15 protein-coding genes, 2 pseudogenes and 1 riboswitch are annotated in these 15,640 nt (G+C 28.7%); of the genes and pseudogenes, 4 read left to right on the forward strand and 13 right to left on the reverse strand.

Annotated elements, in window-relative coordinates; genetic code table 11:
* Positions 1 to 713 precede the first annotated feature (713 nt).
* From CC89_RS21230 to CC89_RS15975, 6 genes are all read right to left on the reverse strand, one after another.
* Entirely contained in the window at positions 714 to 893 is a 180-nt protein-coding gene (locus tag CC89_RS21230) for a hypothetical protein (protein WP_286161376.1), read from the reverse strand.
* Between the two features lie 277 nt (positions 894 to 1,170).
* Positions 1,171 to 1,293 carry a hypothetical protein gene (locus CC89_RS21235; RefSeq protein WP_286161377.1) on the reverse strand — a complete coding sequence of 41 codons (123 nt, stop codon included), beginning with the start codon at positions 1,291 to 1,293 and terminating at the stop codon, positions 1,171 to 1,173.
* A gap of 295 nt (positions 1,294 to 1,588) precedes the next feature.
* Complete coding sequence (locus CC89_RS15960) at positions 1,589 to 2,719, reverse strand: RNA-guided endonuclease InsQ/TnpB family protein (RefSeq protein ID WP_035293888.1); 1,131 nt, start codon at positions 2,717 to 2,719, stop codon at positions 1,589 to 1,591.
* Positions 2,720 to 3,397: 678 nt separating this feature from the next.
* Complete coding sequence (locus CC89_RS15965) at positions 3,398 to 4,417, reverse strand: CehA/McbA family metallohydrolase (protein WP_051931900.1); 1,020 nt, start codon at positions 4,415 to 4,417, stop codon at positions 3,398 to 3,400.
* A gap of 163 nt (positions 4,418 to 4,580) precedes the next feature.
* Positions 4,581 to 5,933 carry a sodium-dependent transporter gene (locus CC89_RS15970; protein WP_185750789.1) on the reverse strand — a complete coding sequence of 451 codons (1,353 nt, stop codon included), beginning with the start codon at positions 5,931 to 5,933 and terminating at the stop codon, positions 4,581 to 4,583.
* Between the two features lie 366 nt (positions 5,934 to 6,299).
* Positions 6,300 to 6,971 (reverse strand): TetR/AcrR family transcriptional regulator, encoded by a 672-nt coding sequence (locus tag CC89_RS15975; protein ID WP_081897090.1) that lies wholly within the window; start codon positions 6,969 to 6,971, stop codon positions 6,300 to 6,302.
* Between the two features lie 278 nt (positions 6,972 to 7,249).
* Positions 7,250 to 7,425: riboswitch (cobalamin riboswitch) on the forward strand.
* A 110-nt stretch (positions 7,426 to 7,535) separates the two neighbouring features.
* On the opposite strand from CC89_RS15975, the gene CC89_RS15980 reads away from it, so the two are divergent.
* The 4 genes from CC89_RS15980 to CC89_RS15995 all read left to right on the forward strand — a co-directional run bounded on the left by CC89_RS15980 (position 7,536) and on the right by CC89_RS15995 (position 11,632).
* Positions 7,536 to 8,471, forward strand: a complete 936-nt coding sequence (locus CC89_RS15980) for an ABC transporter substrate-binding protein (RefSeq protein WP_035293890.1) — start codon at positions 7,536 to 7,538, stop codon at positions 8,469 to 8,471.
* An 87-nt stretch (positions 8,472 to 8,558) separates the two neighbouring features.
* The gene (locus CC89_RS15985) at positions 8,559 to 9,608 is read left to right on the forward strand and encodes a FecCD family ABC transporter permease (RefSeq protein WP_051931902.1); all 1,050 of its coding nucleotides are present in this window, start codon (positions 8,559 to 8,561) and stop codon (positions 9,606 to 9,608) included.
* A gap of 2 nt (positions 9,609 to 9,610) precedes the next feature.
* Positions 9,611 to 10,429, forward strand: coding sequence for an ABC transporter ATP-binding protein (locus CC89_RS15990; RefSeq protein ID WP_051931904.1), 819 nt, complete (start codon positions 9,611 to 9,613; stop codon positions 10,427 to 10,429).
* 117 nt (positions 10,430 to 10,546) lie between these two features.
* Entirely contained in the window at positions 10,547 to 11,632 is a 1,086-nt protein-coding gene (locus tag CC89_RS15995) for an AI-2E family transporter (RefSeq protein WP_035293892.1), read from the forward strand.
* A gap of 490 nt (positions 11,633 to 12,122) precedes the next feature.
* Here CC89_RS15995 and CC89_RS16000 read toward each other — a convergent pair whose 3' ends face one another.
* The 7 genes and pseudogenes from CC89_RS16000 to CC89_RS16025 all read right to left on the reverse strand — a co-directional run bounded on the left by CC89_RS16000 (position 12,123) and on the right by CC89_RS16025 (position 15,549).
* Positions 12,123 to 12,596: a hypothetical protein gene (locus CC89_RS16000; RefSeq protein WP_035293893.1), complete on the reverse strand. Its 474-nt coding sequence runs from the start codon at positions 12,594 to 12,596 to the stop codon at positions 12,123 to 12,125.
* Positions 12,597 to 12,765: 169 nt separating this feature from the next.
* On the reverse strand, positions 12,766 to 12,891 hold the full coding sequence (locus tag CC89_RS21240; RefSeq protein WP_286161379.1) for a hypothetical protein: 126 nt from the start codon (positions 12,889 to 12,891) through the stop codon (positions 12,766 to 12,768).
* 64 nt (positions 12,892 to 12,955) lie between these two features.
* Positions 12,956 to 13,168: pseudogene (locus CC89_RS16005) on the reverse strand (VOC family protein); the annotation flags it as partial.
* Positions 13,164 to 13,415: a tetratricopeptide repeat protein gene (locus CC89_RS21455; protein WP_035293895.1), complete on the reverse strand. Its 252-nt coding sequence runs from the start codon at positions 13,413 to 13,415 to the stop codon at positions 13,164 to 13,166. The pseudogene CC89_RS16005 and the gene CC89_RS21455, both read right to left, overlap by 5 nt.
* A 463-nt stretch (positions 13,416 to 13,878) precedes the next feature.
* Positions 13,879 to 14,337: a hypothetical protein gene (locus CC89_RS16015; protein ID WP_286161380.1), complete on the reverse strand. Its 459-nt coding sequence runs from the start codon at positions 14,335 to 14,337 to the stop codon at positions 13,879 to 13,881.
* A 183-nt stretch (positions 14,338 to 14,520) separates the two neighbouring features.
* Positions 14,521 to 15,144, reverse strand: a pseudogene (locus tag CC89_RS21250) (HAD-IA family hydrolase).
* Between the two features lie 210 nt (positions 15,145 to 15,354).
* Positions 15,355 to 15,549, reverse strand: a complete 195-nt coding sequence (locus tag CC89_RS16025) for a glycine zipper domain-containing protein (protein WP_035293897.1) — start codon at positions 15,547 to 15,549, stop codon at positions 15,355 to 15,357.
* Between the last annotated feature and the right edge of the window lie 91 nt (positions 15,550 to 15,640).

The raw sequence follows: 15,640 nt of genomic DNA on the forward strand, positions 1-15,640 counted from the left end.
ATTAACACAACTCAATTCATAAAATACCTATATAAGAGAGGGACTCCTTGGTAGAGGCTCCAATATGAAAGGCACTAGGTAAAACCATAGCCTTACTGATACTCCGCTTAATGATTTCTATTATATTTAACGCTTTTAATCTTACTTAAGTCCTGATGTTTTTAATAAATTTCATAGGAACCTTTGAGTATATTTATATGGATATTAAAATCTTAGGATATTGTAATAGGTATAGGATTATTGATAGGGATTATGGGTTTGAAGTTATTAAAATATAGATAACTTCTTATTATAAAAATTTAAAGGGTCTCGTGATAAGGCCCTTTTGCTTTAGATTAATATTATAACTTAAGAAGGATACGCTATCCCCCAAGCTATTATTATATTACTTCAACTCTAATTGAAATTTCTTATTACTAATACTCAATTAAGCTTAGATTTTCATATACAATCAATATATAATAAATAAAAATATTTAAAATTTCTTGCTTAATATTTAGACATTACCTCATAACTATACTAAACAAGAAAATATAATAATTTTAGGCATTATTACTTATTATTGAGTGAGCTATACATGCCTTGGGAAGTTTTTCTTTGCAAAAATCCCACCATTGATTTTCTGTCATATTTTCTATTTTAATTTGATGCGGAAAATAATTAAAGATTACCCCATGCACGGAAATTCCAAGAAGCATTCTAACATTATCATATCACATTTCACTAGAAAACAATTCATCACATTTAAAGCGAAATTCTGAAATAATATTAACACCTATTAATTCTTTTAGCTTATTTTCTATATACTCTTTTTTTCTATTTAAGTTTTTAATTATAGCATTCTTATTAGTAATATCTGAAAAATATAACACTCCATCAAAATCAAATTCCACACTATAATTTTCAGCTGAAGTTTTATTAATTAGACATTTAAAATAAGTAACTCCTAAATCGGTGATAGAATATACTGTTTTTTCAGGCCTATTGGCATCTTTTTCAACAACAAAATTTATATAACCTTTTTCAGCAAATTTATCTAAATGATAATAAATTGTAGGTAGTTTGATTTTAGCAAAAGCTGCTATGTTATCTGACTAAATTTTAAATTAAGAACGTTTATTCATCTAATGTAGAATTTAAAGTTTAAGTTGGAATTCTTGAAGTTTTGTCCTATTTTACTATTATAGGGGAAGATATCCCTATTCTTTCTCCATTTTGAATAACCTTAACCACATACCAAGCATTATCACTTTCTAATTCAATTTTAGGTCTCCATAAACACTTATAATCCAAGACATCCTTTTCCTCTAAAACAATCGCGCCATTAGTTATTATTTGAAGTTTTTCTATAGGTATTTTTTCATCTTCACATTCTACAGTAAACTGTATAACTTCTCCGTTGCATAAAACTTATAAAAAGTTATAAATATATAAATTTTATTTGCGTTATTTGTTACCAAATAACATTTCCTGTTCATAGAGTTCTATTTTGAATAATTAATTATTCTACTCTAGTTTGTGTAACTCTCCTAGGACTTGAATTCCCCCACAACGCAGGGTACACATTAGCATTATCTTTTAGGTGATATTATGCTAATTTATAGTTACCAAGATTAATTGAAGCATTTTTATCTCTGTCTATTTTTAGTCCACATTTAGGGCATACATAAATTCTATCTTTTAGCCTTAAATTTTCTTTAATATTCCTACAAGAGCTACAAGTTTTAGAACTTGGATAAAATCTATCTGCCATGAAAAATTCTATTCCATTAAATTCACATTTGTATTTTATTTGTCTTATAAATTCATAAAAACATTGCTCTTGAATTGCCTTTGCTAAGTGTTTATTTTTCATCATTCCACTTATATTTAAATCTTCCATGACAATTCTATAAGGTCTTAACTTAACTATTTTATTAGTAGCCTGATGAATATGATTTAGTCTTATATAGTTTAGCTTTCTATGGACTAATTTGATTTGTCTTTCCATTTCTAATATATTTTTAGTTTTTATAAATTTATTTTCCTGTCTATTCGCTTCATATTTTCTTGATACCTTTCTTTGCAATCTTTTTAATTTCTTTTTTAACTTTCTAACCCTTAAGGATTTATTAATGTTTTTAATGGGCTTTTCTAAACAGTTTACAATGGCTAAATTCATTAATCCCAAATCAATACCTAAAGATAAATCTTTATTAATCTCAACTTGGTTTTCATTGTGCTCAAATCCTAATGTTAAATACCAGTACTTACCGTCAAAATAGCATCTTGGATTATTGTATTTAGGCAAATTGGGTATATTATAATTAGTCTTATACTTAACTTTACCTATTTTCTCTATATTGACTTTTCCATGGTTAAATTTAATGGCATCATATCTAACATAAAAGGATTTTTTAGAATGTCTTTTAGTTTTAAATTTAGGATGTTTTGATAATCCTTTAAAGAAATTATCATAGGCACTATTTAAATCTTCAAAGGCATATTGTGTAACTTGAGCAGATACTTCATTTACCCACTTATAATCCTTATTCTTTTTAATGCTATTATTAAAATCTGTTCTTACTTTTGCCTTTGAAGGTTTAAGCCCATTTTTGTTCATCTCTTCCCATTTTGAAAGTCCCCAGTTGTAAGCAAATCTTGCGCATCCTACGGATTTAAACATTAATATTTCCTGGTCATTAATGGGTTTTAATCTTATTTTTATTGCCTTAATCATTTTCTCACCTCACCTTCTAGTATTATTATCTCCTATATTGCTAGGTTTATAGACTAATACTATAAAGGTGGCAAGATTTTAGATTTTAAAGTTAAAAATTTATACTGTATTGAAATTAATGATTGCATTATATATTTATAACTTCTTACAAGTTTTACGCATATTCACCTAATATCGCTAATACTAAGCAGTTCTCAAAGTCTTGTAAAACTCATGAACTTCTCATACTTTCATATGAGCGTAGACTATATCATCACCTCAATTAAATTGTCAATTGTCAATTAATATAAGGTGTCCTCCACTTCCACTACCAATAGCTTGTAGTGTACTCCCATCACAGGATAGTCGTTGAAGTTTCCTCTTTTCGAGGCTTACCTGCTGATTGCCCATTATCGCAACCTAACGGTTTTTAACCATAAGATTGGTGCACTTAGGATTTAACCTTATGCTATCCAACTAATTTTTTCTGCTTTCACAACTATCACGCCTAGGTTTTTTTCATCCTTACGTTGTAGTTTAGTTAGCTTTAGGGGTTTCCAGCAATTCAAAGGATTTTGGATGTATATAATACACCACTCCATGCTCTTTATGAACATGGGAGGCTGTCAACAATTTTCTAAGTTAAAAGTTATAAAACTCCTCAGTGAATTATAACTTTTTATAACTTATTTGTAACTGTTAGTTACCTCTTTTATATCCCTTTACAACACTGCCCATCCAGATATCTCCCAACTTAAATCTAAGCTTCATGGTACCACTTTCTGTAGAGTAAATTCTTCTGTTTCTAATAGCTTCAAAAATATACTTTTCCTTTAACTTAGGAGCTAAAATCACTGTTAGATTTTCCCATTTACCCCAATCTTTTTTATGATTATCTTGACCATTTACAGCCCCCAAGTGCCAATCTTCATCTAACATACCATAATAATATTTTTCATATCTATTATATTTTTCTCCAAAACTACCATTTCCTACTTCCATAATGCATATATTTTTATTTAGGTGTTTTTTATCTTTTAGATTATACACAGATTTTCCTGGATGATTTATACATAATATTGCATCATCATATTTATCAATTACGCTTTCTAATTTATCCAGCCTATTTATTTTTAATTTATCCATGTTATCACAATTAAATAAATTTAAGTGTCCTATTCCCTTTATACTTATTTCTTTTCCATAAATAGCTAAATTTTTTTTATGTTTTTTGTTAAATTTATTAGAAGCACTTTTGTATCCTTTCCATTTCTCATCACTATTTAAAGCTCTAGAGTGGTCCGTTAAAGCCAAAAAATCCATTCCCATGTTTTTTGCACTATCAAAAGCTTCTGTGGGAGTGCCTTGCCCACTCGAATACGAAGTATGCGAATGAAGATTTCCAAAATAACATTTTAAGATTTCCTTTTCAGCTATAGTAAAATTCCATGAATAATCATATGTTTCTCCACTAGAAATCACTACTGAAATTTTTATAATATGACTCCCAATTTTCAGTTTATTTTTAGGTGTATATTTTATTTTTTTATCACTGATTTTATGCTTAATGTTCTCACCATCTAAATACATTTTTATATTCAAAAAATCTTTTTTTACACTATTACAATTTAAGTAAATCTGTATTTTAGGTTTTCTATTTTCTATTTTTTCATCTTCTAAAGGCTCTACTCTTTTTATTATTTTTTCTTGTTTAAACATTTCTTCACCCTCTTAGCACATTATAAACAAATATCATCTATAATTTTATAATATTTATTTAAACAATTAATGTGCTTAAGTCCATAAAGAATTTAATTCCCAGTGTCTAATTCAATTCCTATATTAATTTGAAGATTTAGCACTGGTATTTACTCCTTTTTTATTATCTTATAGCTCTAAGAAATACTATAAATATAGCTACTGGACATATATATCTTATTAAGAAGAACCAAACATTTTTCAATGTAAATCTTATTTGTCCACCATTAGTTATCTCATCTGTGCATACTTCTCTTTTCCAAATCCATCCTACAAATATGCATAAAAGAAAACCTCCTAATGGTAACAATATATTACTTGCTATAAAGTCATAAGTATCAAAGAATCCCCTATTGCCTAATAAGTGAATATTACTCCATATACCTTGTGATAATGACGCTGGAATTCCTATTAAAAATATAATTGAAGCTAAACATATTGAACTTCTCTGCCTTGAAAACCCCCACTTATCAACTATATAAGCAACTACTACCTCTAGCAATGAAATAGATGATGTAAGTGCTGCAAATAATACAAGTATGAAAAATAGTACTGCAAATATTGTTCCAAAAGGCATCTTAGAAAATACCGCTGGTAATGTCACAAACATAAGCCCTGGTCCTTGATCAGGTTTAAATCCGAAAGCAAAAACTGCTGGTAAAATAGCGAAACCTGCCAATAAAGCCACTGCTGTATCTATTAAAGGAATTATGATTCCACTTTTAGGTATATTAGTATCTTTTCCAAGATAACTTCCGTAAGTTATCATACAACCCATACCTAAGCTAAGAGAGAAAAATACTTGTCCAAGTGCATCCAAAACTACATCCATTGTTATTTTTGAAAAATCAGGAATTATAAAATACTTCACCCCTTCCATAGCTCCGGGTAATGTAACAGATCGTATTGCTAAAATAATAATTATTATAAATAAAGATGGCATCATTATTTTACTAGCTTTTTCTATTCCCTTACCAATACCTATAAATACTATAGCAAGAGTAATTATCATAAAAATACCATGATATACTATGGGCATAGTTGTAGAAGACACAAATCCTCCAAATATCTCCTTCAAAATTTCTGGATCACTTACTTTTAAAGCTCCAGTTGCTGACTTTACTAAGTAGTTGATAACCCATCCACCTACGACACTGTAAAAAGACAATATAAGGAAAGCCGCAAAAACCCCAAGAGCTCCTACCCAGCCCCATTTTTTATTTATTTTTGCATATGCACCTATGGCATTTAACTGAGTATGCCTGCCTAAAGCAATTTCAGCTATCATTAAGCTAAATCCTAATAATAAAACTATAATTACATATACCAGTACAAAGGCTCCCCCTCCGTTAGTTCCTGCCTTATAAGGGAACTTCCATAAGTTTCCAAGTCCCACTGCTGATCCTGCAGCTGCTAATATAAATCCAAGTTTGGAACCCCATTGTTCTCTTTCTTTAACCTGCACTTCTTTGCTCATAAATATACTCCCTTCCTTTAAAATATTACATACTATTATATATGAATTTTATCAAATTTAAAATATCTTTTTTCAGAAAACTTTTTATTATTTTTTTAACAAAGTAATAGTTGTATACTAGATTATATAGTGTGTTATGACTTTTTTAACTTTTAAAGGGAATATGTTTTTACGTATATTTTGCAAGTTATTCATTCATTAACTTTCTTAAATGTATGATTAAATTTATATATACACAAATTCATTTTATTTCACTAACATTTCAACAATTCCATAACTATTGTAAATCTCTAATGAAAAGTAAAAAATAAAAAACAATTATAGGAACTTAAAATGTACCATAATTGTTTTTATTTTGTTAATATTTTATTTTGTTAATATCTTTCTTATACTCTTAAAGAGTACCGGTTTCATATTATCTATATTATCAGGTTCTTCTAATATTATGCCACTATAACATATGGAACTTGTTAACTCTAATATTATAAATAGAGTCTTTCCTGAGTCTTCTATATCATATTCACCAGAATTTATATTCCTCATAAATATATCTACTAGCCTCTTCATATCCTCATTAGTATCTATATCATACACAGCTTTTCTATATATGCCCCAAGATAAGTTTTTATGTATCAATTTTAGAAGCATTTTGTTATTCTTAAAGTATTCAATTAAATAGTTTATAAAAAATATTATAGCCTCTATGAAATCATCAAATTTTTCTTTATTTTTTTCAGTTTCTGACATAGCTTCTTTAATTACTACGGAGCTCTTTTTTAAAATTATTTTATCAAATATGTCATATTTATCCTTAAAATACAAATAAAAAGTTCCCTTAGCCACTCCAGCTTTTTTTACTATATCATCTATGGCTGTATTATTTATGCCTTTAGTTATAAATAATTCATATGCTGCATCATACAAACTATTCCTCTTAATGGTTTTATTTTCTTTTCTTTTATTTCGCTTTAACGAAGGTTTTTCTCCCACTTCTGATTTACCGTTAAAAGTCTCCTTTAATCTTTTAAAGTTTAGCATGTTTTAATATTTGCTCAAAAAGTTTAGAAACTTATAACGTTACCTCCTTTCCAAGTAATAGTATTATATTTACTAACTAATATCTAGTATAACATTAATATAAAATTATTAGTAACCAAAAACTCTAAAATTTATTATTTTTAATATTATAAACACGCTTTAACTATTATTTATACTATTATTTAAAAAAAGCTGTCTTTTTATACTCAGTAAACTTAAAGCATTTAAATCATTTGATTAATAAATATATAAGTGCTATAATCATTTTGTAAATTTATAAAATAGTTCATATTATAGGTACTATAATGTTTAAAAGGGAAATGGGTGAAAAGCTCATACGGTCCCGCCACTGTAATGAGGAGTCTATTGACTTTATGCCACTTAATTTAATTAGGGAAGGCGTTAGTAGATGATGATTCTAAGTCAGGAGACCTGCCTATAATGGTTTAATATTAGCTTGCGCGGATAAAGCTGACATTGGTTTGTTTTTGTAACCATTATCTTTTATTACGCAAGATAATGGTTTTTTATATTGCTAAAATTAAAAATATTAGGAGGATTTGTATGAAAATTTTTAAAAAGTTTATAGTAAGTTGCTTGTTTTTAACAATGTTATTCTCCCTATCAGCCTGCAGTAATAAAAATGCTAACTCTTCTAAGGCTAAAAATGATACAAAGATTTCTTATCCTTTAAATATAAAGGATTCATATAATAGAGAGGTTACTATAGAAAAAGAACCTGAAAAAATAGTTTCCCTTGCTCCAAATATAACTGAAACTATTTTTGCTCTTGGAAAAGGAGATAAATTAGTTGGAAAAACAGATTACTGCGACTATCCAGAAGCTTCTAAAAAAATTCAATCTGTGGGTGGCCTTAAAAATCCTAATATAGAAAAAATAGCTGAATTAAAACCAGATTTAGTTATTGCTTCTACTCATTTTGATAAGAAAGTTTTACAAAAACTAGAAGCTTTAAATATTAAAACCGTAGTGCTTTACGGTAAAGATAATCTAGATGGAGCATATAGTACTATAGAAAAATTAGGAACAATATTAAATTCAAAAGGAAAATCAAATGAAATAGTTTCAAATATGAAAAAGAAAGTGAACTCTATAAGAGAAAAAGTTAAAGGTAAATCTACACCTTCTGTATATTATGTAATCTCTTATGGTAAATTTGGTGATTACACTGCTGGTGGGGATACTTTTATAAATGAACTTATAGAAACTGCTGGTGGAAAGAATATAGCTTCTGACGTTAAAGGCTGGCAATATAGTATAGAAAAGGTTATAGAAAAAAATCCATATATGGTAATATGTTCTAAATATTTTGATGCTAAAAAAGGAATCCAAAATACAAATGGATATAAGGATTTAGCAGCTATTAAAAATAACAAGCTATATGAAATAGATAATAATCTTTTAGATAGACAAGGCCCTAGACTTGCAGATGGTCTTGAAGCATTAGCAAAAATTATACATCCTGAATTATTTAAATAAAACAGCTCTAGAGGACTATTGACACTTAATACAAATGATTGTGTTGTCGATAGTCCTTTAAAGAATAATTTGAAATGAGGAAAAATCATGCATTTTACAGAAAAAAAAAGACACTATAACATATTATTCATTATTCTTACTGTTATTTTATTTTTGCTTATAATATTTTGTGCCACATTAGGTGCTGCTGATATAAACTTTTTTAAATCTATGAAAATTTTATTTTCTAAACTTCCCTTTATAAATAACTTAATAGATACTTCTACTATTAAAGCTTCAGAAAGCTTAATAGTATTAAATATACGTTTACCTAGAATACTAATGTCTATGATAATAGGTATAGGTTTATCTATAGTAGGATGTTCTTTTCAAGCTATATTTAAAAATCCCATGGCAGATCCTTATATATTAGGCATTTCATCTGGCTCTGCTTTAGGTGCTACTATAGGTATAATATTAAATTTCTCCTTTTGGAACAGTATTATAGGAGTATCCTTTTTCGCTTTTTTAGGAGGCACCTTAACTACTTTATTTGTTTATAATATTGCAAGAGTAGGTAAGAAGCTTCCTACAAACACACTACTTCTTTCTGGAGTAACCATGAACTTTCTGCTTTCTTCTATAATATCAATACTAATGCTCTTTAATAGAAATCAATTAGAAGATATATACATGTGGACAATGGGCAGTGTTTCCTCTGCTAGCTGGCAGGAGCTGAAAATAATAGTTCCAATAATATTAATAGGTTCCTTAATAATAATCTCTTTATCTAAAGACTTAAATATTATGCTAACTGGAGATAGTACCGCTGAAAGTCTTGGAGTAAATGTAGAAAAAATTAAGAAAATAATACTCCTTACCTCTTCATTAATAGTTGCTTCCTGTGTATCAGTTACAGGTATAATTGGCTTTGTAGGACTTATAATTCCCCATATAGCTAGGTTAATAGTGGGTCCTAATCATAAAATCTTATTTCCTTTTTCCGCACTATTTGGTGCTATATTTCTAACCATTACAGACACATTAGCACGAACATTAATAAACCCTTCGGAAATACCAGTTGGAGTCATTACCGCACTATTTGGTGCACCATATTTTTTATATTTACTATACCAAAATAAAAAGAAGGTGCTATAGTTATGATAACTGTGAAAAATTTAAATTTTAAGTATGGAGAAAAAACCATATTAGAAGATATAAACTTAAATATTCAAAAGAATAAATTTTACAGCATACTTGGTCCAAATGGCTCTGGTAAAACTACTCTTTTAAAAAATATTAATAAATCCCTTGAACAACTAAAGGATACTATATTTATTGAAAATGAAGATTTATATTTTATTAAAAATAAAGAATTAGCTAAAAAAATATCCTGGGTTCCACAAAATACTTCTATTGATTTTGACTTTTCGGTTATGGATATAGTTCTTATGGGGAGAAATCCATATGTAGGTAGATTTTCCTCTGAAAGCACTGAAGACTTGAGAATTGTAGAAGAATGTATGAAAGTAACTAACACATGGATTTTGAAAAATAAAAATATTAAAGAATTAAGCGGTGGAGAACGCCAACGTGTAATTATTGCCAGAGCTCTTGCACAAAAGACAGATATACTCTTACTAGATGAACCAACTTCTAATTTAGATATACACCATCAAATTGAACTACTTGACACTGTAAAATTTGTAAATTCCAACATGACCATCGTGGCTGTTCTACACGATTTAAACTTGGCATCACAATACAGTGACTATCTAATACTTTTAAAAGATGGTAAAATAATATCCATAGGTGCACCAGAGCAGGTATTAACTAAACATAATATACAATTAGCCTATGACATCGATGTTAATATAATAAAAGATCCTATAACCCTAAGACCTCATATAATACCTATAAGTAAAAAATTAATAGAAAATAAAAATAACTTCTATAAAAACAATATTACCTACTTATAATTTCATTATAAAATCTAGCAACAAGTTTTATTGTTTACATATTATTTGTGGTATTATTTTAAATATACTATTTTAAAAAGTTCATCTTAATTTATTATTATACAAGGAGTGAATATTTTGATTAAAAACAAAAAAATACCGTATTTAAATTTAATACCCATATTGATTATCTCTTTTTTGCTATTTAAATTCATTGATAACATCGATTTATTTGCAAAATCTCTCAAAACATTTTTCTCCATAATTAGTTCTTTCATATGGGCATTTTCCATAGCTTATATTTTAAGTCCAGCTGTTAACTACTTAGAAAAAAAATTTAAACTAAAAAGAACAATTAGTCTATTAATAGTTTATACAATAGTACTAGGTAGCATAGTACTATTAATAACAAGGATTTCTCCTAAAATAACTCACAGTATAAGTGACTTAGTTAAAAACATTCCTGATTACATTGATAAGACAAAACATTGGATAGATAATTCTAATTTAAGTTTAGATTTTTTAGACAAGCTAGGAATAAATCTAGATGAAAAGATTACTGATCTTGCTGGCAAATTCACTACTTCCATAGGAGAAGGCTTAAATATAGCTTTAGCAAAAGCAATTACCATTACATCCTCATTTTTTAAAGCTATTCTAGGCTTTATAATTTCTGTATACATACTAAAAGACAAGGAAAAATTCAAATACGGCTTTAAAAGATTTCTATATGCAACATTAAAAGAAGAAACTGTGGATAAAATTATACATGTTTCAAAAGAAGTGGACAATATTTTCCTTAAATACATAATTGGAAAAGCCATAGATTCTTTTATAATAGGCATACTTTGTTTTATAGGTTTAAGTATACTAAAAGCTCCTTTTGCTTTATTTTTAAGTTTAATAGTAGGAGTAACTAATATGATACCTTATTTCGGACCTTTTATAGGTATGATACCGGCTTTTGTAATCACTTTATTTTATAATCCTATAAAAGCTATTTGGGTACTTATATTTATATTTGCACTTCAACAATTTGATGGTTTGTATTTAGGACCTAAAATTTTAGGTGATAAGGTGGGCTTAAGTCCCTTCTGGATAATTTTAGCCATAGTTGTAGGCGGAGGCACCTTTGGTGTTATAGGAATGTTTTTAAGTGTTCCTGTTATAGCAGTATTAAAAACTTTTTTAGATGACTTTATATCTAAAAAACTCTCTGAATAAGCATATATTGTAACATAATACATTGAAGAAAAATCTGATTTTAATTCCGTAATAAATGTGGAATTGGGGACTGTTCACAATACGCCAAGAACTTCTAAATGTCTCACAGTTAAAGCCCCTAAAGCTTTCAAACTCACTCGTTCCTCGTTCAAACATGAAAGCTTCTTAACGGTTCTTTAACTGTGAGACATAAGAAGTTCTAAGGCTAGTTCAATAGTCCCCAATTCCACATTTATTACTACATTAAAATCAGATTTTTAGTTTAATATGTTTATGGTTGGAGAGGAGAAGCCTACTAAAGGATGATTTTTCTCCACTACGTTACGGAAAATCTTTTATTGGCGGCAGCCAGCCTAAATACATAGGCATGATTAGGATTTATATATAAAAATATATAACTTTAATTGTTGGATAAATTGAAAATCTATAGATAAGTAACCGGGAATTAGGGCTTAAACGAACGGCTACGCCTAGCTTATTTTTATCACTTCTATTCTTCTCCTTTAACTACAACTTTTGCATTAGTATTAGCTTTAATTTCTAAACTTCCCTTGGCTTCTGCACCAACCGCCTTAACTCTGTACTTTCCGCTTTCTAGTGTAGTTTTATAGTTTCCTTTTCCTTTTCCCTCAACTATTACCTCAATTTTATCCTCTGGGTTAATAAATACTAATTTTAGTTTACCTTTATTGACTTTTATATCATATGTAAGATTTAATTCTTCTTTGCCTTCAGAATCAATCTTCATAATAGTATCGGTACCAGAAAATGTTTTAAAGCTCATTTTAAAATTAGAATCTTCTCCTTCACTATCTCTAAAAAAATAATTAAATGAATCACACTCTTTTACTATTGACCCATTATCATTGTACAATTTAGACTTTTCGTCTTTTGATTGTGCTTCCTCACAACCACTTAAAATTAATATAGCTCCCATAATAATTGCTAAAACTAATTTTTTCATTATCTCACTCTCCATCTATTATTATTTCAGTCACTATTTTATAATACTACTTTTTAACCTTTTCTTAAATAGACTGTTATAAATACATTTTAAACCTATAAATGAGTGTTTTACATCCAATAATTTACCAATAAGAAAAAAATAAAACATTTAAATAAAATCTATTGTATCATAAAGAACAATTAGGAAGCTCTACAAGAGAGTAGGTATATTCTTCACTTTCTGGATCTTCATCATCCTTTTGAAAAAGTATTTTAATTAGTTTATAATTATTGCTGAAACATTTCTTTTCCATTCCCAAAATAAACACCCATAATAAACCTTCAGAATATAAATCTACTATTTATAGAAGCTATGGTTTATTTAATCTCGGCAAAAATTTCATGTATGTTTCCATCTGGGTCCGCAAATAATGCTGTTCTTTGATTCCAAGGCATATTTTGTGGATCATGAATAGGAGTTGCTCCCATTGCAACTAACTTTTTAAATGCTTCATCTACGTCATGGGGTTTTTCACATGGAAAAGCCAATTCAAAAGCCTGACCAACTGCTTTTTTCCTATATTCATCACTGAGCGTCTCTATCGCCGTGTTTTGCAGCACGTTCTGTCCAATAGAAAGATTTTTCTAAGTCCTTATCAACACCAATTCCATCATAATAGAAATATCCAACTTGACATTCAGCCAGTGGATAACCCTTTTCAGCCAGTTTCATATGACCTTCAAAGCATTTCCCATACTGTTTGGTCAAGAAGTATTTCTCAATCAGTTCATTGCACTCATCAAATTCTTTACATGGTTTGTAATAATTTTCTGACATTATTTCTCCTCCCAATTCCTGTTTATAAACAGAGCTCTTAGCTTCAGATGGAGTTTTTACTCCAACTGAAGGTTAGAGATCATTATCCATGGACGTAGCTACCGTTATCTCCCACTTTGTTAGAAGTGGGAGTGTTACGGCAGGTAGTCATCGGATAAATAATCTTCTCTACAAATTTACTATCTAGTTATTTTTTACACCTTTCATGTATCACAATATAAGAATTATTTTCGATTTTATCCATTGTAGACATGGATGTCCCTCCTGAAAAATTCAAATCTGTGAACATTTTCACTGCCACCTATACTTACAGCCAGGGATGAATTCTTGCCAGGAATCTGATTTATCATCAACATGAATGCCTATCCCCTGCATATTTCATCCACTTGTTCCTTACTTAATTTCAATGTCATCAAAAATATCTATATATAAATTCATGGTAGTACCCCTCTTTAAGCTTTGTCTACTTGCTGTTTTTCTTTAACTCCTCTTCAACCTGTTTTCTAACCCTTCCAAAGGATATGTTTTTGTCCTCTCCTCCAAGGTTTAAAAACGACTTTGCTAAATCCTCGGTTGTAGGTTCAAGTACACTCATAAACTTGTTATAAGCAAACTGGAACTTTGGATCACTTTCATTCTCTCCAAAGGTTGCATAGATAAGCTCTTCAATCATTTGATCCATTCCCCAGAGTTTAAGATGAAGTAACTCATGTATTATTAGAGCTTCAAGGTTTTCCTGTTTTGGATTGAACCCATTTATCATCAATACCGCCTTCCTGTCATCAGCATCTATCTTAATATCCCCGGACTTCCTCCATTCTGTTTCTACAATATGAATGAATATATCCCAATCACGCAGCCTTAAAATGTCCTGCCATTTCTTTAAAAATTTTTCGCATTCGTTTATTTCAACCTTCATCATAAAAATTACCTTCTTTCTAAAACCTAATCTTTAACATTAATATTTCTTAAGCTTAAAGCCTAACATTTCAATTTTTTACACCCTTTACACATCCTAATATATGGAAATCCACAAATATTTATACATTCACTTATAATAGTATTTATCATCGGATTATATTTGTTTATATGTTTCTATTGGCTATTATAAGCCTATTATTTTAGCAACTTGTTCTATTGAACCTATACTATAATCTGCATTGCCAGCATTTTGAATAAGAGTTGGAGCAAATATACAAGAATCTACTCCGGCATTTCTAGCAGCTAGAATATCAATATCTCGATCTCCAATCATTAATACTTCTTCTTTTTTAAGATTATATTTCTCAATAATATACATGATTGCATCTGGTTGTGGCTTTTTCTTTAATTTACTCTCTTTAGTTACAAAATCACAAAAATATTCAAATAAATTATAGCGTTCTAAGTATTCTAATGCAGATTTATCTCTATGCGTAAATAAATAGTTTTTTCTTCCCGAATAATATACCATTCTACAAATATTTTGGACATGTTCATATGGCTTTACCAATTCATAATTAATCTATTTTTCATATTTACAAAATCGTTTTATCATTTCATTATTTATTTTATGCACTTTTTTATAATGATTAATAGCATTAGTTACAGATATTTTCATAACATCCAAAATATTTTCATAACTCTCTTCTATTCCATCATCTTGCAAAGCCCTTTGGAATGAACTTACCATATATGGGTATGAATCAAAAAGAGTACCATCAAAGTCCCAAATAATATGCTTATACATATTTATTCCTCCTTAAAATAAGTGGGTGTAGCACGCACTACACCCACTTATTTTACTGAATTTATACATAGACTACATATATTATCTAGTCTATAATTTAATTATTTAATTCTTATAGATTCATACGCACTTTTTTTGCAATTGCGAATTAACTTAACGATAAATTACTATTTTTATATTTAGTTTACATATTGGAATTTGTAAACCACTTTATATTTTGTTATTACTATCCAAAATAGAACCAATGACGATGCCAATAAGCATTCCTACTCCGGCTCCTAAAGGTATAGAAAATATAGAATTAGCCCCATCTATGATAATACTAGTAATAATTCCTATACCAGCACCAAAACATAATCCAAGTGATATACCTATTGTTAAATACTTGTTTGCATCTTTTTTCATATCACACCTCTTTCAAATTACTATTTATTGAATCGCGTGTACTCTCTACATCACAATATTAAGAGTATTGTGACTCTTTTGCTAAAGTACA

The sequence above is a fragment of the Clostridium sp. KNHs214 genome, assembly GCF_000744935.1.
GTDB lineage: Bacteria > Bacillota > Clostridia > Clostridiales > Clostridiaceae > Haloimpatiens.

What these genes read in the sequence shown, in the direction of transcription:
- CC89_RS15960 (WP_035293888.1), bottom strand. Translation starts at nt 2,719, where the DNA reads ATGATTAAGGCAATAAAAATAAGATTAAAACCCATTAATGACCAGGAA.
- CC89_RS15965 (WP_051931900.1), bottom strand. Translation starts at nt 4,417, where the DNA reads ATGTTTAAACAAGAAAAAATAATAAAAAGAGTAGAGCCTTTAGAAGAT.
- CC89_RS15970 (WP_185750789.1), bottom strand. Translation starts at nt 5,933, where the DNA reads ATGAGCAAAGAAGTGCAGGTTAAAGAAAGAGAACAATGGGGTTCCAAA.
- CC89_RS15975 (WP_081897090.1), bottom strand. Translation starts at nt 6,971, where the DNA reads ATGCTAAACTTTAAAAGATTAAAGGAGACTTTTAACGGTAAATCAGAA.
- CC89_RS15980 (WP_035293890.1), top strand. Translation starts at nt 7,536, where the DNA reads ATGAAAATTTTTAAAAAGTTTATAGTAAGTTGCTTGTTTTTAACAATG.
- CC89_RS15985 (WP_051931902.1), top strand. Translation starts at nt 8,559, where the DNA reads ATGCATTTTACAGAAAAAAAAAGACACTATAACATATTATTCATTATT.
- CC89_RS15990 (WP_051931904.1), top strand. Translation starts at nt 9,611, where the DNA reads ATGATAACTGTGAAAAATTTAAATTTTAAGTATGGAGAAAAAACCATA.
- CC89_RS16000 (WP_035293893.1), bottom strand. Translation starts at nt 12,596, where the DNA reads ATGAAAAAATTAGTTTTAGCAATTATTATGGGAGCTATATTAATTTTA.
- CC89_RS21240 (WP_286161379.1), bottom strand. Translation starts at nt 12,891, where the DNA reads ATGGAAAAGAAATGTTTCAGCAATAATTATAAACTAATTAAAATACTT.
- CC89_RS21455 (WP_035293895.1), bottom strand. Translation starts at nt 13,415, where the DNA reads ATGTCAGAAAATTATTACAAACCATGTAAAGAATTTGATGAGTGCAAT.
- CC89_RS16015 (WP_286161380.1), bottom strand. Translation starts at nt 14,337, where the DNA reads ATGATGAAGGTTGAAATAAACGAATGCGAAAAATTTTTAAAGAAATGG.
- CC89_RS16025 (WP_035293897.1), bottom strand. Translation starts at nt 15,549, where the DNA reads ATGAAAAAAGATGCAAACAAGTATTTAACAATAGGTATATCACTTGGA.